At 40.8% G+C, this 17,931-nt stretch carries 17 protein-coding genes; 10 read left to right on the top strand and 7 right to left on the bottom strand.

The window, feature by feature from the left end; translation table 11 throughout:
• Positions 1–24 precede the first annotated feature (24 nt).
• Both ACQFX9_RS00905 and ACQFX9_RS00900 read left to right on the top strand, forming a co-directional pair.
• Positions 25–651 (top strand): biopolymer transporter ExbD, encoded by a 627-nt coding sequence (locus tag ACQFX9_RS00905; protein WP_427163049.1) that lies wholly within the window; start codon positions 25–27, stop codon positions 649–651.
• 230 nt (positions 652–881) lie between these two features.
• Entirely contained in the window at positions 882–1,250 is a 369-nt protein-coding gene (locus tag ACQFX9_RS00900) for a phage holin family protein (RefSeq protein WP_427160291.1), read from the top strand.
• Positions 1,251–1,358: 108 nt separating this feature from the next.
• On the opposite strand, the gene psb29 is transcribed toward ACQFX9_RS00900, so the two are convergent.
• The 3 genes from psb29 to ACQFX9_RS00885 form a co-directional block, all read right to left on the bottom strand.
• Complete coding sequence (gene psb29 / locus ACQFX9_RS00895; protein ID WP_427160290.1) at positions 1,359–2,066, bottom strand: photosystem II biogenesis protein Psp29; 708 nt, start codon at positions 2,064–2,066, stop codon at positions 1,359–1,361.
• Between the two features lie 346 nt (positions 2,067–2,412).
• The gene (hetL, locus tag ACQFX9_RS00890; protein ID WP_427160289.1) at positions 2,413–3,126 is read right to left on the bottom strand and encodes a heterocyst differentiation pentapeptide repeat protein HetL; all 714 of its coding nucleotides are present in this window, start codon (positions 3,124–3,126) and stop codon (positions 2,413–2,415) included.
• A 37-nt stretch (positions 3,127–3,163) separates the two neighbouring features.
• Entirely contained in the window at positions 3,164–4,453 is a 1,290-nt protein-coding gene (locus tag ACQFX9_RS00885) for an NAD(P)/FAD-dependent oxidoreductase (protein ID WP_427160288.1), read from the bottom strand.
• 244 nt (positions 4,454–4,697) lie between these two features.
• Here ACQFX9_RS00885 and petC point away from each other — a divergent pair, with 244 nt between their 5' ends.
• Positions 4,698–5,234: a cytochrome b6-f complex iron-sulfur subunit gene (gene petC / locus ACQFX9_RS00880; protein WP_427160287.1), complete on the top strand. Its 537-nt coding sequence runs from the start codon at positions 4,698–4,700 to the stop codon at positions 5,232–5,234.
• A gap of 47 nt (positions 5,235–5,281) precedes the next feature.
• A complete protein-coding gene (locus ACQFX9_RS00875; RefSeq protein ID WP_427160286.1) occupies positions 5,282–6,289 on the top strand; it encodes an NAD(P)/FAD-dependent oxidoreductase in 1,008 nt (335 codons plus the stop codon).
• On the opposite strand, the gene ACQFX9_RS00870 is transcribed toward ACQFX9_RS00875, so the two are convergent.
• Entirely contained in the window at positions 6,243–7,322 is a 1,080-nt protein-coding gene (locus ACQFX9_RS00870) for an NAD(P)H-dependent flavin oxidoreductase (RefSeq protein ID WP_427160285.1), read from the bottom strand. The two genes, ACQFX9_RS00875 and ACQFX9_RS00870, sit on opposite strands and share 47 nt — an antisense overlap.
• Before the next feature lie 369 nt (positions 7,323–7,691).
• On the opposite strand from ACQFX9_RS00870, the gene psbA reads away from it, so the two are divergent.
• The gene (psbA, locus tag ACQFX9_RS00865) at positions 7,692–8,774 is read left to right on the top strand and encodes a photosystem II q(b) protein (RefSeq protein ID WP_103140856.1); all 1,083 of its coding nucleotides are present in this window, start codon (positions 7,692–7,694) and stop codon (positions 8,772–8,774) included.
• A 204-nt stretch (positions 8,775–8,978) separates the two neighbouring features.
• On the opposite strand, the gene ACQFX9_RS00860 is transcribed toward psbA, so the two are convergent.
• Positions 8,979–9,341: an ArsR/SmtB family transcription factor gene (locus ACQFX9_RS00860; protein ID WP_103139686.1), complete on the bottom strand. Its 363-nt coding sequence runs from the start codon at positions 9,339–9,341 to the stop codon at positions 8,979–8,981.
• A gap of 168 nt (positions 9,342–9,509) precedes the next feature.
• Here ACQFX9_RS00860 and ACQFX9_RS00855 point away from each other — a divergent pair, with 168 nt between their 5' ends.
• From ACQFX9_RS00855 to ACQFX9_RS00845, 3 genes are all read left to right on the top strand, one after another.
• A complete protein-coding gene (locus ACQFX9_RS00855) occupies positions 9,510–10,079 on the top strand; it encodes a thermonuclease family protein (protein ID WP_427160284.1) in 570 nt (189 codons plus the stop codon).
• Between the two features lie 568 nt (positions 10,080–10,647).
• Positions 10,648–14,772, top strand: a complete 4,125-nt coding sequence (locus ACQFX9_RS00850; RefSeq protein WP_427160283.1) for an amino acid adenylation domain-containing protein — start codon at positions 10,648–10,650, stop codon at positions 14,770–14,772.
• Between the two features lie 228 nt (positions 14,773–15,000).
• Entirely contained in the window at positions 15,001–15,171 is a 171-nt protein-coding gene (locus tag ACQFX9_RS00845; protein ID WP_427160282.1) for a hypothetical protein, read from the top strand.
• Here ACQFX9_RS00845 and ACQFX9_RS00840 read toward each other — a convergent pair.
• Both ACQFX9_RS00840 and ACQFX9_RS00835 read right to left on the bottom strand, forming a co-directional pair.
• Complete coding sequence (locus ACQFX9_RS00840) at positions 15,163–15,732, bottom strand: IS630 family transposase (protein ID WP_427156769.1); 570 nt, start codon at positions 15,730–15,732, stop codon at positions 15,163–15,165. The genes ACQFX9_RS00845 and ACQFX9_RS00840 overlap by 9 nt on opposite strands.
• Entirely contained in the window at positions 15,726–16,223 is a 498-nt protein-coding gene (locus tag ACQFX9_RS00835; protein WP_427160281.1) for a helix-turn-helix domain-containing protein, read from the bottom strand. The genes ACQFX9_RS00840 and ACQFX9_RS00835 overlap by 7 nt, the downstream gene beginning before the upstream one ends.
• A gap of 129 nt (positions 16,224–16,352) precedes the next feature.
• Between ACQFX9_RS00835 and ACQFX9_RS00830 the strand changes: the two genes are divergently transcribed.
• Both ACQFX9_RS00830 and ACQFX9_RS00825 read left to right on the top strand, forming a co-directional pair.
• The gene (locus tag ACQFX9_RS00830; protein ID WP_427156771.1) at positions 16,353–17,687 is read left to right on the top strand and encodes an IS701 family transposase; all 1,335 of its coding nucleotides are present in this window, start codon (positions 16,353–16,355) and stop codon (positions 17,685–17,687) included.
• 68 nt (positions 17,688–17,755) lie between these two features.
• Positions 17,756–17,926 carry a hypothetical protein gene (locus tag ACQFX9_RS00825; protein WP_427160280.1) on the top strand — a complete coding sequence of 57 codons (171 nt, stop codon included), beginning with the start codon at positions 17,756–17,758 and terminating at the stop codon, positions 17,924–17,926.
• Positions 17,927–17,931 lie beyond the last annotated feature (5 nt).

Here is a 17,931-nt window from a genome sequence, read left to right as displayed (position 1 = left end):
AATACCCAGTCCCCAGAAAAAAATATGAAAATTAACCTTAATAAACCTACTGAAGAAGTTCAAGTTCAAATCATTCCTCTCATCGATGTCATTTTTTGCATCTTGGCATTTTTTCTGTTAGCAGCTTTGCAATTTACTAGACAACAAGCAATCAATGTTGATTTGCCTCAAGCGAGTACAACTACTGCATCTGGAATTGATTCAGCAGGTGGTAGTCAAATTGTAACTATTGACGCTGTGGGCAATATTTACGTAGAACAACAACTAGTACCAAAAGCAGAACTACAGGAAAAATTAAGGGAATTTCTGCAAGTTAATCCTAATGGCGTTTTAATTCTGAATGCTTCTCGTACAGCTACATACAATGATGTAATTGAAACGTTAGATTTATTACGACAAGTGGGAGGCAATCGCGTTTCTCTAGGAATTATCCCCACTTCGTCTGCACCCGCAACAAACTCACCTTATTTCCCTACCAATCCTAATTTCCCCGTCGCACCTGGTACAGCCCCGCTACCAGAAACCAACCCTAACCCCAACGTCCCCGCCATCCCTAATCAATTTCCTTTACCCACAGCACCCAATCAGCCACCAACAGGACAAGGCACTTCCCCTATAGTTCCGAATGATCCTAACGCCCCTGCACCTTAAGGGGCAAGGGGGCAGGGTGCAGGGGAAAAAGTTCAATGTTCCATTCCCCATTCCCCATTCCCCATTCCCCATTCCCAATAAATGCCCAAAACCTAAAGATATCTAGAATAAATTTTTTCTAGAGAAAAAAATCTGGTAACTTACAGATAATCGGCCGATGTGAAATTTATCTATCGATAGACTCAAGAATTTATCGCCAAGCACCATTCACGTTTCAGGGGTTGAAGGCAATGAATGAGATTGTGACGCTGTTAATTGTTTGGGTGGTGACATCTATCAGCTTGTTGATTATCAGTAAGTTGCCTTTGGGCGTTGAAGTTGATACTCCACAAAAAGCAGTTATTTCGGCGGCTGTTTTAGGTATTGTGACGGCAATAGTCAGACCAATTTTACGTTTGATATTTTCTGTACCCGATGTACTTACATTTAATCTGTTATCGGGTGTGTTTACGTTTATGATTGCCGTTGTTTGCTTTAGTATTGCTGCTTGGTTAGTAGAGGGTTTTCGCCTGCGCTTCGGTATTTGGAGTGCTGTTTTAGGGGCGTTTGCACTCACTGTAATCAACAGCTTGATTTACAAGATTTTAGGTATTTTTTAGATATGGAAGTCAAAAGTCTCTAGTCCACAGTCTCTAGTCGATAGTGACTCCAATCAAGCTATTTCACTAATGACTATTGACTAATGACTATTGACTAATGACTATTAATTACTCATTAGCAGCAGGAGGAGCAACTGGGGTATTTGATTGTTGTTGACGTTGCTCGCGCTTTTTGCGATCGGCGGATAACATATCAGCCATCACAATCAGTGCTTGGGCGATTTTGTCTAAATTAGAACGATATAAGTCTAGATCCTTGCTTAGTTTTTCATAGGACAAATGCAAGCCTTCAGCAATGGCTTTGAGTGCTTCTGTGCGTTGCTTTTCGTCTTTGACTAGTTCAGGATCAGACACCTCTAGCAGAGAAAACAATCCGATCGCAAACAACCGACTGTATTTAAAGTTAGGATTGTTGGCGATCGCTTGCAACTGTGCTTGTAACTCACCATCTTGCTGTAAATGTTGAGTTTGACTTAACCACGCCACCAAATCACTAACTGGTAAGCTTTGCGCTACAGATTTTAACCTTTCGGCTTCATTTCTATAGCGTTGTGGTTCTTGCTCTACAGCCTGACATATAGCATTAAAAATCGATTCCTTATCCCGTTCGGGTTTGTAGCCTTCCATGAAGCGGTCAAAAGTAGTGACAACGCCCAAGGCATAAACGGGATTGTAGCTAAAATCTACATTTACTGATAGCAGGTGCATTTCTACCATCAATTCCTCTACTACCCGACGATATATTGTGTTAATCGGTCGAGTATGCAGAGCGTAGAAAGTTCGCTTTGTATCAGAGACAGTACGGACGTTATTCACAAAGAAAATGTTAAGGGCGACGTTATCTTATTGTGTACTTTAAAGGCTACTTTGCCAAGTTGGGGTTTCCGTATGCGGAATCAGCTAAAACTCTGATCTCCCCTAACCCCACTTTTTTCAACTACGGTGTATACACAAGTCTGATTAACCTTGCCCCATGACGTTTTGATCACCCCTAACCTGCCTTAAAAAAGCTACACGTTACCCACATCTTTCTTTACAATCCTAAAACTCTCTATTTCCAGGTGCAAGATTTGAGGTGATATACCTACGGTAATTATGGCGATCGCCTAGACTCATCATCAAAGTGCGATCGCTATAATCCCACCTTTCCTAAAATTCCTACTTAATCATGAACCGTACCATCAGGCATGATTGCACCTGCTAAATCCGCATTGGTGAAAATTGCCCCTGTTAAGTCTGCACCTTGTAAATTTGCCTTTCGCAAAATTGCGCCATCAAAGTTGGCATAACTTAAATCTGCACCTTGCAAACTAGCTCCACTTAAATCTGTTGCTAAGTTACCCCACTGGATAATTTTACCTAGATTGGCACGACATAGTTTAGCTTGATTTAAGTTGGCATGATGTAAAGAAGCGGCTCTTAAGTCAGCGTAACTTAAATCTGCACCAGTCAGAACCGCATATCCTAAATCTGTCCGTTGGTTGGAACTAGGGCGTAAGTCTGCTTGAAATAGCAGCGAACGGGATAAATTAGCACCGTACAAATTAGCACCACACAAACTGGATTTAATTAAATTTGTGGATTCTAAATGTGTTTTGACTAGTTTTGCGCCCGTTAAATCCGCCTCTCGTAGAACAGCATGATATAAATCGGCTTCACTCAAATCTATGCCCCAAAGAATTGATTCGCTCAAATCTGCTTGTTTTAAACAAGCGTGGCTGAGATTAGTTTTCCCTAGTCGCGTTTGCCGTAAATCAGCATAGCTAAAATCTGTACCTGTGAGGTTAGCGTTAGTTAATTCCGCTTCTTGTAGATTCAGGTTTTGGAAATTTCTTTTACCAGCAGCATATAACTTGAGAATTTCGTTTATATCCATAATTAATATTTAAATCTTCCAAATTTAGATTAAATCTTTAGTTACTTTCTTCATTATTCAGGATGGGAAGAGGTGCAACTAAAGACAATCCCAATAATTTCAACATTAGTTTTTCAAACCAAGGTACAGCCGTCCCCAGACGCATTTTAGCTAGAAAATACCTCTCAAATGCAGCTTTAGCCCAACTTACCCAAACACCTCTCAATGCCATAGCCCGCCGACGTTTACCTGTCACTACATCCGGTAACACTGGATTCGCCAGAAATAAAATTCCTGAATCACCAAAGTCAGCAAAGCAAATTGCATCAAGGGTTGGGGTGACTGGATGGGCAGAATATACTCCCAATTCAATGGCAATATTATGTGCCACAGCCATTCCCATTGCTTCTGTCATCTGTCCAGTTTTAGGTACTCCCAAGGGAATAGGCGTTACTTCTGGCGGCTTGATTTGTACTGCAACTCCTATGGCGTAAATTGAGGCATATTCAGGATGTCTGTATGTCGGTAATACAGGAATAAAGCCATCTTGATTGCCTAATCCTGGGACTTGGCGGACAAAACGCGTTCCCCGAAAGGGTGGTAGTAACATTGAGTAGGCAAATGGTAAGACTCTAGCATTTCCTAAATGAATCTGATTTGGCTCAATTGCTGTCACTGTTGCGTTTTCAATAACTTCTACATCCCGTTGCGCCATGAATTTTTTCACTAATTCGGCAGAATTCGCCATTCCCCCAATACCCAAGTGTCCCGCATAAGGTTCGGGTGTGACAAAAGTAATTGATACCTGTTTCCGTAATCCTTTTTTTCTGAGAACGTAGTCTGCCAGTAGGGTAAACTCGTAGGCGGGGCCTAAACAACTGGTTTTTGGTAACGCCCCTACTACTAATGGCCCCGGCGCAAGGAGAAATTTTTGCCACGCCTGCAAAGCTTTGAGGGCATGATGAGGATTACATACTGATTGGGTATATCCATCCGGCCCTAAACCTGGTACTGCATCTAATGCTAGTTCTGCACCTGTGGCAATAATTAAGTAATCGTAGGCAATACTTTGTTCTCCCAAGGAGATTTTCTGGTCTTGCGGATTTAAGTGGTCTACTCGTCCTTGTATCCAGTTAATTCCTCGGTGTCGCAACCTTGTTTCTAAACTTACCTGGATGGAATCAAGAGAACTTAAGCCCATTGCTACCCAAGGTAATGAAGGAATAAAGGTGAAATTAGGGGTTTCGGAAATGACGGTAACTTGATGTTGTTTGGGGAGGATGTGTCTTAATTCATAAGCGGTGGGTAAACCTCCCAACCCTGCACCGATGATGACAATGTGAGCCATTGCAGGAATTCTCCAAATATTAATTAGGTAGCTAGGGAAGAGAGAAGGGAGTTTTTCATGCGATCGCTCTGTAATTCTTCATACTCAGTCTTGGTTATCATAGATTATTTTCTATTTTTATCATTTGTTATTCAACAGAACCTATGTATTACTTTTCCTTAATCTTTGAAGTTGATGTTGACCCTCGTAATTCATATAACTATATAGTAGTATAATAAATAAATATTAAAAAGGGTAAAAAATTATGGATGGTAGCTTAAGTTTGCCTAATCCTTCCGTCTCTAGGCGGCAACTGCTGAATTTCTTCACGGGGGCTATTGTTGCAGCTACAGCTAGTGCTGCTTTATATCCTGGGACTAAGTTTTTTGTACCGCCAGCAGAAACCACTGATGCAGATGGTAGTATCCTTGCTAAAGACCAGCTTGGTCATCCTATTCCAGCTAGCCAAATTTTAGATGAACCAACAGGAACAAGAGCTTTAATCGCTGGACTAGCAGGTGAGCCTACTTATTTAACCGTTAAGGAAGATGGCACTCTTGATTCAATGGGTATTGTAAATAACTGTACCCATTTGGGTTGTACTTTCCCTTGGAATCCTGTTGATCAACAGTTCCAGTGTCCTTGTCACGGTTCACGCTACGATGCTCAAGGTTCTGTGGAACGGGGGCCTGCTAACCGTCCTCTGAAGTTGGTTCATGTCCAAGTGAAGGATAATTACATTTGGATTTCGCCTTGGACTGAAATAGATCCTCGAACTGGTGAAAAAGCTTGGTGGGTTTAGAAACGCAAAGGAGCGCGGAGAGCTTTTTAGAAGGAATAGGTAAGGGTATGCAATTATCAAAAAGTAATGTTTTGGAACGTTCGGATCATGTTTATGATGCAATTATTGTGGGTGGTGGTGCTGGGGGGCTTTCTGCGGGTATTTACTCGCAAAGGTATCTGCTTTCTAGTCTAATTATTGACAAGGGTAAGGCGCGTTCTTTCTGGATGCAGGAGTTACATAATTATTTGGGTTTACCTCCTGATACTCCTGGGCGTGTGTTGTTGCAACAGGGTAAGAAGCATTATGACTCTCTGAATGGGGATTTTTTGAATGCTTATGTTGAGGAGGTGGTCGATGAGGGTGATACTTTTGCGGTGCGGGTGAAAGTTGGTCGTCAAAATAGTATTTACTCTGTGTTGCGTTCTAAGTATTTAATTGCGGCTAGTGGAATTATTGACCATCTCCCGCAGTTGGAAAATATGCAGAATGTGTTTGAATATGCTGGCTATAACTTGCACGTTTGTATGGTGTGCGATGGTTATGAAATGGCTGATAAGGAATGCGGGTTATTTGCAGGTAGTGAAGCCAGTATTGAGGAAATGGTATTTAGTCTCAGTTGGTTTACGCCCTACATTACTGTTTTTACCCACAGTTTATTTTCTGTAAGTGGGGAATTACGTTCTAAATTACAGCAGTATGGTTATCGTTTGGTGGAAACTCCCATTAAGCAATTTCTGGGTAAAAATCATCACATGACAGGTGTGGAATTGGTTGATGGTACGGTGGTTGAGTTGGAAACTGGTTTAATTGCGATGGGTTCTCATTATCACAACACCTATCTGGAAGGATTTAATTTAGAACGCAAAGGCGGATATTTAATCACAGATCAGATGGGACGGACTTCTCACCCGCGCATTTTCGCGATTGGAGATTTGAAGGTGGGTTTAAATCAAGTGGTGATTGCGGCGGGTGATGGTGCATTGGCTGCGACGCAGATTTGGCGAGAAATTCGCCGTGCTGTCGGTGCTAAACCTTGGCTGTCAAATCTGCCATCAGCTCTGACACAGACATGATGCGCTGATTCTGAGTCACGTTTGCACCAGAAAAGATTAAACCATTTTCTACGTCACCACGGGCAGCTTGCGCTAAGGCATTTAATAGACAATAGGTTTTACCTTTGTCTCGAAATAAACAGATTTCTAAACAGTTGGCAATACATCGCCTCTGTTGGGCTGAATCTGCCATAATCTGTTCTGCGAAGGGATTACGTAAAGCTCGGCTGGGTTTACCGACAGGACTGGGTACGGTGACTATATCTTCTGGCTTGGCTTGCAAATGACGTTCTTTATAATTTTGATGGGCATCACATTCAATGGTGGTGATGAAGCGTGTACCCATTTGTACGCCGTCTGCTCCCATTGCTAACATTTGATCAATATCGGCGCGATCGCTAATTCCCCCTGTTACAATCAAGGGTATCTTCACACCCATTGTCTCAGTTAAATATTCCCGCACCTGGGAAATCACCCAGGCGATTGAGAATCCTGGAACATTGATTTGTTCACATTGGGTAAAGTGTCCCCCCACCTTCTGACAATTTTCCAAAATCAAAGCATCGGGTAGACGATTGTATCGATTTTTCCAAGTCTGACAAAGATATTGGGCTGAGTCTGCATTGGCGACAGTCGGCACTAAAGCCACATCAGGATAATCGGCAGTGTACTCTGGTAAATTTAAAGCTACTGCACCCCCTGTCACAATCAGATTTGCACCCTCGGCAGCTGCGGTTTTTGCTAATTCTGGGTAATCTTTCGTACCTACAAGAATATTCACGCCAATTACCCCATCAGGACTAATACTCCTAGCTTTGGCTAATTCATCAATTAACGCCAGGCGATTGGCTGTAAAAAAACTACTCTTTTGACGGGGGTTAAAATACGGAGAATCCAAGCCAATCCCCAGGGTGGCAATCATCCCCACCCCGCCAGCATTGGCAACTGCTCCAGCCAATTTTGCACCAGATACCCGCACCGCCATTGCAGCTTGCATGATGGGATAACGCGCAATATGTTTACCAATCTGCAAGGGGTGAAGGCTTGAGTGCATGACGAATTTGCTCATTTATTAACTAAATAACTGAGAAGTAATTTTATCATTTCGGTGTGTATTTTTTAGGGGTATAGGGGTGTGAGGGTTTAGGGGTATAAGGGTTTGTATAAACTACAAAATTTAAATTTACTACTTGACAATTAAATTACTATATAGTTATATAAGTAATATACGACTAAATACACCAATTCCGCGAAAAGGCTACAGACGCTTAGTCTGAAGTTTTCAGACTGCATCGGACTTTTTGAAATTACGTATACGCTGGCTTTCTCGTACCCCTCGGCTGAAGCGGGTGCGTAGTTATGAATTGGTTGTATTTCCTTGTCGCTGAAGATTTCACAAATTTATTCGCACTCATTACCAAATATGACAACTCTTCTCAAAGAGCGCGATCGCTCTAATTTATGGGATAGATTCTGTAATTGGATCACCAGTACAGAAAACCGGATGTATATCGGCTGGTTCGGAGTAATCCTGATTCCTACGGCTTTAACTGCGGCAATTGTGTTTATTTTGGCGTTTATTGCTGCACCACCTGTAGATGTAGACGGTATCCGTGAGCCTGTTTCTGGTTCACTGCTGTATGGAAATAACATCATCACTGCTACTGTAGTTCCCACTTCGGCGGCGATTGGTTTGCACTTGTACCCCATCTGGGAAGCTGCTTCTTTGGATGAATGGCTATACAATGGCGGCCCTTATCAAATGATTGTGTTGCACTTCCTATTGGCTATCTACGCTTATATGGGTCGGCAATGGGAATTAAGCTATCGTTTAGGAATGCGTCCTTGGATTCCTGTGGCTTTTTCTGCGCCTGTGGCGGCGGCAACTGCGGTTTTATTGATTTACCCCATTGGACAAGGTAGTTTTTCCGATGGCATGATGTTGGGTATTTCCGGTACATTCAATTTCATGATTGTGTTTTCACCGGAACACAATATTCTCATGCACCCATTCCATATGATTGGTGTAGCGGGGGTATTTGGTGGGGCTTTGTTCTCGGCAATGCACGGTTCTTTGGTAACTTCTACCCTCGTGCGGGAGACCTCAGAAGTGGAATCAGCGAATATTGGTTATAAGTTTGGTCAAGAAGAAGAAACTTACAACATCGTAGCGGCACATGGTTACTTTGGGCGGTTAATCTTCCAATATGCCAGCTTTAATAATTCACGTTCTTTACACTTCTTCCTAGCTGCTTGGCCTGTGGTGGGTATTTGGTTTGCGGCTTTGGGTGTCAGCACTATGTCATTTAACTTGAATGGATTCAACTTCAATAACTCGATTTTGGATCATCAAGGACGCACAATTGACACCTGGGCAGATTTATTAAATAGAGCGAATTTAGGGATTGAAGTGATGCACGAGCGCAATGCTCACAACTTCCCTCTAGATTTAGCCTCTGGCGAAGCTCAACCCATAGCCTTGGCCGCTCCTGCTATTGCTAGCTAATTGCTCTGTTTTTACTGCTTTTACATTTGCACCCTAAATTTAGGGTGCTTTTTTGATGGTTAAAAAACAATACAGTTCAGTTAAGGTTAAAAACAAAACTGGTGTAGGTTGGGTTGAGGCACGAAACCCAACATGATCAAGACTTTGTTGGGTATCGCTATCGCTCAACCCAACCTACTATTCACTTAACTGAAGCGTATTGGGTTAAAAAATAGTCTTTGTGTTTTGCAAGGCTCTGATACTTTCGGCTTGTTGGAGGATTCTTTCACTAATGCGATCGCAAGCTAATTCACAAAGATCAAAAATCATCGGATCAGCAATCTCATAGAAAGCACTAGTCCCTTTAGGCTGACGAGTGACAATTCCCGCCTGGGTTAAAACTTTCAGGTGCTTAGATAGATTGGCTTGTCCCAAACCTGTTGCTTCCGTAAGTTCCATCACATTCATTGGGCCTGATTTCAGACAAGCCAAAATTTGCAGCCGACTTGCTTCCGATAGCATTTTAAAATAGTCAGCAACCGCCGCAAATGTATCTGAATCACCTTGAGACAGCTTAGTTCTTGGCATAGGCAGATGCAATAGTCACTGTGCTTTATTCCTAATTCAAAATTAAACACCCAATTTTGACACTCTCTAAAATTAAATAACTATTTAGTATTATGAGCAACTGACATAGGTGATGATATAGCCCAGTCAATAGGGAAAGATAACCTATTGAGCAATAAATCATAACACATGACAAAATTACACAAAAGTTTACTAATTTTACTGAGTGCAACCTTAATTATGACTGGTGTGGCTGGTTGTACTCGCTTCTTTGGTAGTTCTGGGGACTTAGTGGAGCGTGTCAGTGATGGTGATACTTTGGTAGTTAAAGATGCTCAGGGTAATAAATTTACCGTGCGCTTTGCTTGTGTTGACGCGCCAGAAATCCCCCATTCTCGCAAAGAGCAAGCTAGTAAAAAAGCCAGCGATCGCAATCAATTTAATTGGGGTGCAAAAGCACAAGCTAGGTTAGAGCAATTGGTTAAACAAAACGGCGATCGCGTTACCTTGACGATTACAGATAGCGATCGCTATGGACGGAAAGTAGCTGAAGTCCGCTTAAAAGATGGTTCTTTTGTTCAGGAAGTCTTGTTAAAAGAAGGTTTAGCTAAGGTTTATCGCCCTTATTTAAATAAGTGTCCCAGTAAAGATTTAGTGCAGCAAGCGGAAGCCCAAGCCCAGCAGCAAGGGATTGGGATTTGGGGTGATACTGATTTTACAGATCCTTGGAAGTATCGCAGCGTGAGTAAGAGACAGTAAGGGGTTTTCAATTTTAAAAATATTATCTAACTGTATAGGCAAGGGGGCAGGGGATATACAGCTAAAAATATCAACTAACTAAAATGAATATTTTATTTTCTGGAAGTATCTAAAAAGTTACTGTATACCAAGCAGTAGGTATTTAATTCATCATAAGAATAAGTCTTTTAAAAATCGATACTTCGTTATTTATGTAATGTCTGTGTTTTAGATTTTATCTAATTGCTGGAATAATTGTAAAAATAACTTGCCTAAAAGATAAATTTCATTATTCAGAATTACCGAATAATAAAATTTATCTTTATATTTTCTTTTTAAGAATTAGATGATTCTTTATTAACTTTACACAGAATGCTAAATATTAGCTGGTAAATTCTAGTGATAGCTTTTGAATTTGCCAGTTTTTGCTTCATTTAATTGGTTATTCATTTAGTAATGATTCAGATAAATGATTTGTCATCATCGAATTATTACTATGTGTGGCGGTGCATTTAAATCATCTACTTTTCAGCTTGACACTAAAGTTTTTAACAACTATTTTTCCCTACTGACTAGCTAGAGCAAAAAAATGAATTTAGTCAACTTAAACAATTCCTATCAACTTTCATCTATTCAACAAGGAATGCTGTTTAACAGTCTGCTTGCTCAAGAATCGGGAGTGGATATTGAGCAGGTGGTCTGTTTAGTTAAAGAAAAAATTGATATTGACGCATTCCAAAAAGCATGGCAAACAGTTTTAGCAAGACACGCAGTTTTAAGAAGTAGCTTTGATTGGGAAAATGGACGAGAACCTCTACAATGCGTCCATCCAGCAGTAACAATTCCTTTAAAACAACAGGATTGGAGTAGGCTATCTGAAACGGAACAATCCACTAAATTACAGGCTTATCTGCAAAGCGATCGCCTGTTGGGGTTTGAGTTAAATATTGCGCCATTGATGCGTTTAGCATTATTTCGTTTAGGAGAATCTTGCTATCAATTTGTATGGACATTTCACCATGCTTTATTAGATGGTCGTTCTTTGTACATCATCATTAAAGAATTGTTTGCCTTTTATGATGCTTTCCTTCAAGGAAAAGATTTACAACTTCCTTTACCTCGCCCTTATCAAGACCACATTGCATGGTTAGAGCAACAAGATTGGTCTCAGAATGAAGGATTTTGGCGAAATTTACTCAAAGGTTTTACCGCACCCACACCTTTATTAGTAGATTCAAACCCTCGTGAGGAAAGCGGTTTTAGAGAACAAACTATCCGACTTTCTCAAACCACTACACAGATGTTGCAAACTTTCGCTAAACAACATCAACTCACACTCAATACCTTAGTGCAAGGTGCTTGGGGTTTATTGTTGAGTCGTTATAGTGGCGAGTCTGACATTGTTTTTGGTGCGACAAGAGCCTGTCGTCACTCCTCTGTAGCTGGTGCGGAGTCGATGGTGGGACTGTTGATTAATACCTTACCGGTACGCGTCAATGTGTCTGGGGAAAAACCGCTTGTAAATTGGCTTCAAGAATTGCGATCGCAGTGGGTAACTTTGCGAGACTATGAACATACCCCCCTCGTTAATATTCAGCGATGGAGTGATGTCCCTGGTGGAACTTCCTTATTTGACAGCATTGTAGTATTTGAAAATTATGAATTGAATTCGGCTTTGCGCTCTCAAGACAAGAGATGGGAAAACTTAGAATTCCGACTCGAAGAACAAACTAACTTTCCTCTGACATTGGTTGGCTATGGAGAGTCAGAATTGTTGTTGAAACTCAAATATGACCGTCAAAAATTCGATGATGCCAAAATTTGTCGGATGTTGGGACATCTTCAGACGATATTGGCGAGTATGGCGACTGATTCTAGCCAGAGTTTAGGACAACTACCACTATTGACGACAACAGAAAAACACCAAATGTTGGTGGAGTGGAATCATACACAAGCAGATTTTGCAGAGCAACTTTGTATCCATCAACTGTTTGAGGCGCAAGTAGAAAAGACACCCGATGCTATCGCCGTAGTTTGTGGAGCCGAACAACTCACCTATAAAGAGTTGAACTGTAGAGCTAATCAGTTAGCTCATCACCTGCAACAACTAGGAGTCAAACCAGGGGTATTAGTTGCTGTATATTTAGAGCGATCGCTAGAAATGATTCCGGCTGTTTTAGGGATTTTAAAAGCTGGTGGTGCATATGTTCCCCTAGAACCGAGTTTTCCCAAAGCGCGCATTCAATTACTGCTGTCTTCTTTGCAGATTAACTGTCTAGTCACACAAACGAGCCTGTTAGCTAACATTCAGGAATTAGAACTCAGCGCACTACAACACATCCTCTGTTTAGATAAAGCAGACACAGAGAATCAAAAACAAATTTTCTCCCCTAAACCCTCAATTTGGTATCGTTCTGATTTAGACTTACTCCCAACCGAAAATTTACCAACATCTGCAAGTTCTGATGATGTAGCCTATGTGATTTTTACCTCCGGTTCTACAGGTACACCAAAGGGGGTTGTAGTTCGTCATCAACCAGTAATTAACCTGATTGAATGGGTGAACAAAACATTCAATGTGAATGCTCAAGATAGAGTATTATTTATCACTTCTTTATGCTTTGACCTGTCAGTTTATGACATTTTTGGCCTATTAGCCGCAGGTGGTTCAATTCGAGTTGTTTCTAGTCATGATATTCGAGATCCAGAAGCGTTACTGCATATTCTCTGCCATGAGCAGATTACATTCTGGGATTCTGCGCCGCCTGCACTGCAACAACTAGCCCAATTTTTCCCCAAGGTGCAGGAAAATAATTACCACCCCCAATTGCGCCTAGTATTTATGAGTGGTGATTGGATACCTGTAACCCTGCCAGATTTACTTAAAACCACCTTCCCAGGGGTAGAGGTAATTAGTTTAGGGGGAGCAACGGAAGCTACTGTTTGGTCAAATTATTATCCTATCGGCAAAGTCGAACCGCATTGGAAGAGTATTCCCTATGGCAAACCCATCCAAAATGCCCAATATTACATTCTGGATGATTACCTCAATCCTTGCCCCATTGGTGTGACTGGAGAGTTATATATTGGTGGAGAATGTTTAGCCTCTGGCTATTTAAATCAACCGGAACTCACAGCCCAAAAATTTATTCCCAGTCCCTTTGGCAATTCCAAACTATACAAAACTGGGGATTTAGCCCGTTATTTCAGCGATGGTAATATTGAATTCCTGGGCCGGATTGACCATCAAGTGAAAATTCGCGGTTTCCGTATCGAGTTGGGGGAAATTGAGAGTGTACTAACACAACACGACTCTGTACAGGAAACTGTCGTGATAGCGAGGGAAGATGAGCCAGGAAATAAGCGATTGGTGGCGTATGTAGTCATCAATGACGATTCTACAATTACTATGAACGAATTGCGGCGATTTTTGCAAACTAAACTGCCAGAATATATGATTCCATCAGCTTTTATTGCGATCGCCCAAATTCCACTCACTCCCAATGGTAAAGTAGACCGCCGCGCTCTACCCATCCCCGACCAAAGCCGACCAGAACTAGAAAAAGCCTTTGTCGCGCCTAGAAATACTGTAGAAATCGAGTTAGGGCGAATTTGGTCAGAGGTTTTAGGTATAGAGTTAGTTGGTATCAATGATAACTTCTTTGATTTAGGCGGAAATTCCCTACTGGCAGTCAAATTATTTACCCAAATTGAGAAGAAATTTGGTCAAAAACTGCCCCTAGCTACCTTATTACAATCACCGACCATAGAGCAATTAGCTAGCATTCTCAGCAAATCAAATATCTCAGTGTCTTGGTCTTCTTTAGTAACTATTCAACCAGGTAGCAATACGAAACGCCCCCTATTTTTGATTCATGCCCTTGGCGGTAATGTGATTGGTTATCAAAATTTAGTGCGTCATCTCGGTGCAGAACAACCAGTGTATGGACTGCAAGCACGAGGACTAGACGGGAAACAAGCACCTCACACCAGAGTTGAGGATATGGCTGGTGACTACATTAAAGAAATTCGCACCGTTCAACCGCAAGGCCCTTATTTACTGGCTGGTTTTTCCAGTGGTGGGACAGTTGCCTATGAAATGGCGCGTCAGTTAGTAGCATCAGGCGATCGCGTCGAATTACTGGCAATGTTTGATACCTATAGCCCCAGTCTATATATCAATAATCCCTCCCTCTTACGGACACTGTATGTCTACTTCCTCACCCTACTACGACTGCCATCTGTAGATAGATGGAACTATGTTTTAGCAAAAATAGATTGGTTCCAGTCAATGTTAACTGGTAAGACGAGTAGCAAATTTGACCTATGGAATGAACATTCTTTTACAGAAGATGCCAACCCTTATAACATGGCATTAATAGAAGCTCTCAAACAAGCCACAATGGCGGATTATGTAGTCAAACCCTACGCTGGCAAAGTAACTTTATTTACTACCAAAGAAATCCTGAGATGGTGTCAGTTTCAACCCTGTAGAGGCTGGGGTGCTATGGCTCAACAGGGGGTAGAAATTCACGAAGTTCCAGGTACACATTTAGGTATGTTGGGAGAACCATGTGTGCAGATTTTAGCGACAAAATTAAAAAATTGTTTAGATGTAATAGAAGCAAATAATCAAGCCGAATCAGCGAAAATTGAGCAGATGCGGTGGATGCTTCAGAAAGAGAATTATCGCGAACTGGAACATAAGTATTAAAAATTAATTTTGACTTGGTATCATATCCCCGAAGTCTTTGAGAATTGGGGGATATGAACATAAGCTCAAGCCCAGTAGCAAAAAATTGGGATTTGGGATGATAATGAATTTACATATCCTGGGAAGTATTGGAGTGTGAGTCAAAGAAAGTAAAAATTTACTATATCCATCTGATCAATTTTTCCCATAAACTAAGAATTAAAATCGTGATAAAAATAAATAACATATATGGAAGAAACAGTAACTTTATATCGTCCGACGGGGGCAAAAGAATTAGAGCTAGTAAAACAAAGTGGCTACCGTAAATGGCCGCCTAGACTACCGGAACAACCAATTTTTTATCCGGTTACGAACGAACAATATGCTAAAGAAATAGCTACTAATACCAATTTAATATGAAGCTGCATATAAAAGAGCTTCTAAAATAAAGTCATAAGAAGACACAGACATGACTTGTTCAAAAGTTAATTGGTCAAATAGCTGCTGAATGCGCTCACGTAAATCTTGTAAAGAAGAGAAAAGTACATTTTTGAGAGATTTTTTGAGAAATTGCCAAAGCCTCTCGATGGGATTAAGTTCGGGAGAATGAGATGGTTGTAGTAGAGGAATAATATTGTCTGGCCAACGAATCGTAGAACTAGTATGGGCAGGAGCTTGATCAATCTGTAAAATGGCGTAATCGGAGCCTAATTGTTCAGATAGCCAGTCTAAAAACTGCTGAAAATAGTCGCCATTGAGTTTGGGGTATTCATGCTGGAAATGCTTTCCAGTCAACGGTTCAATTGCACCATAAATCCAAAAATTTTCCCGCAGCCATTTCACCTCAACAGTAGGTTTAACTCCTCTAGCTGTAATTACTTTGCCTGTGAGGGTTTTGAGTCCCACTCTCGTTTCATCTTGACACAGGTAGCGCACAGTTTTACCTGGTGCTAGCAGTTGTTCGAGACTAACTATCAGCACACCGAGTTTTTTTTAAATTCGGCTCTGAGTTTTTCATCCTGCTGATAGCTTTGGGGTCGTGGTACTTTGAGTTTCGCTCCTAAACGATATCTCACCCAGTCATAGACTGTTCCATACTCGATATCCAATCCATGTTTGAGTTTCAACCACTCGACTATTGCTCTGTAACTGCTAAATCCTTCTCCTGTTTCCAACTCTTGCTTTAATGAAGCGATCGCCTCTTCAGTAATTTTTCGTTTTGCCCCTGGTGCTTTCTTCACTGCTAATAACTCAGACAATCCACCCCCTCTATACCTCTGTAACCATCTCGTCACCGTCGAAGTATCTCTGGCCAAGCGTTTTCCAATTTCTTGCTGCTCCTTTACCTGCCCACTCTTGAGCCACCACAACATCTGTAGCTTTTCTTTTTGGCTACCTTCACTGGCTGTTTGCAGGCGTTTTTTGAGTTCTTCTTCGCTCTCCACGATTTCTATCTTAAACGGGCGGCTCATAGGTCTGAGGACTTATCACATTTACCTCCCCCTATTATATGCAACTTCATATTAAATTGGTATTAACCCTCTTTTGTTACTACGGGGAAAGTATAATCAGGAAGAAAGCAGACAAAGCAAGTAAGAGGAATGGTTACAGCGCGTAGACAGCCAGTAAGCACAGTGGCATTCATAGATAACTATTGCCAGCACTATTATTCAGTATTTGAGGATGTGAGGCATTTTGAAGCATTCAAATTCTTACATTTGGGCATACTTTCAGAAATTAAGAGAAAAACTCTGCCAGAAATAGCTAAAACAGTGGGGCTAAAAGATAGCCAAACACTACATCATTTCCTGAGAGATGCACTGTGGGATATCAAAAAATTAAGAGAAATAAGGCTATGGTTAACAAAAATGTTTATTGGAGAAAGAGAAATAATTTTATGTATTGACGAAACCGGAGATCAAAAAAAGGGAAAATCAACAGATTATGTGACTAGGCAATATATTGGAAACTTAGGTAAAACAGAGAATGGAATAGTATCCGTAAATGCTTATGGTGTAGTAGATGGAATCACTTATCCTTTAATATTCCAAATATTTAAACCGAAAAATCGCTTAAAAGAAGGGGATAAATATAAGAGCAAACCCCAAATAGCGGTAGAGATTATTCAAGAGTTGAAAGAATGGGGTTTCAAAATTAAATTAGTGTTAGCAGATAGTTTATATGGTGAGAGTGGAGATGTAATTAGATGTTTAGAAAAATTAGAACTAGAGTTTATCGTAGCAATTCGCTCCAATCATGGAGTGTTAATGCCCCCAGGAAGCCGAAAACGTTATAATCGTTGGAAAGCTTATGAGCAAAAGCTTTCACATCGTCAATTAGAAACTCGTTACCTGAGAGAAATTATTTTTGGTCAACGTCGCCGCATCAGATATTACCAAATCAGTAAAGTTAATACACCCGACCCCACTGGAGATGAAAGTTGGTACATCATGACTAATTTATCAACTGATTTGTCACTGAATGTCGCGCAACTTTATAGTTTAAGAAACTGGATTGAATATGGTTTTAAAGAAGTTAAAAATGAACTGGGTTGGGCTGATTTTCGTCTGACTGATTATGAAAGTATTGAACGCTGGTGGGAAATCATTTTTAGTGCTTACCTTTTAGTTAGCATTCAGGCTACTTATTTTCAACTTTATGCCCAAACTCAATCAACATCTAGTTCAGAATCACCTTCATCAATAGACTTTAATATTTATCAATATAGTCAACATCCTAATTGGGAATCTGGTATAACATGGAAGAGTGCTTTAAATAATCTTAGATTGCTCATTCAACCCTATATTTTTTACTGTTTGATTCAACCTTGGCTCACAGTATTTAACATTCCTGGTATGAAGCGTTGCTTTTTGAAATTAATCGACTTTATGAATGATTTTCGCGCTTCTCCAGTCAGTTTCTCTGTTGCTAGTTGAATCTCTTGTCAATTTTTCTTTTCCTAAAGTAACAAAAGAGGGATAAATGGAATATTAGAGATAGTGGTGTGGGTTATGTCACACGCTTTGAAGTCAAGAAAGTATTTATGGATAGATATGAAATTCATCAAGTTGGGGCTTCACATCATACGGAATGGTGGATTCCATGTGAAGAATTAGAAGATTTGAACGCCAACATTGTAGGAAAAATTGAGGTAATTGGAGAGTATCGAGCTTAATTTTG

This window comes from Aliinostoc sp. HNIBRCY26 (genome assembly GCF_050235535.1).
Classification (GTDB): Bacteria; Cyanobacteriota; Cyanobacteriia; order Cyanobacteriales; family Nostocaceae; genus Trichormus.
Note: the sequence above shows the minus strand (reverse complement) of the source record. Positions and strands in the feature narration are given on the sequence as shown.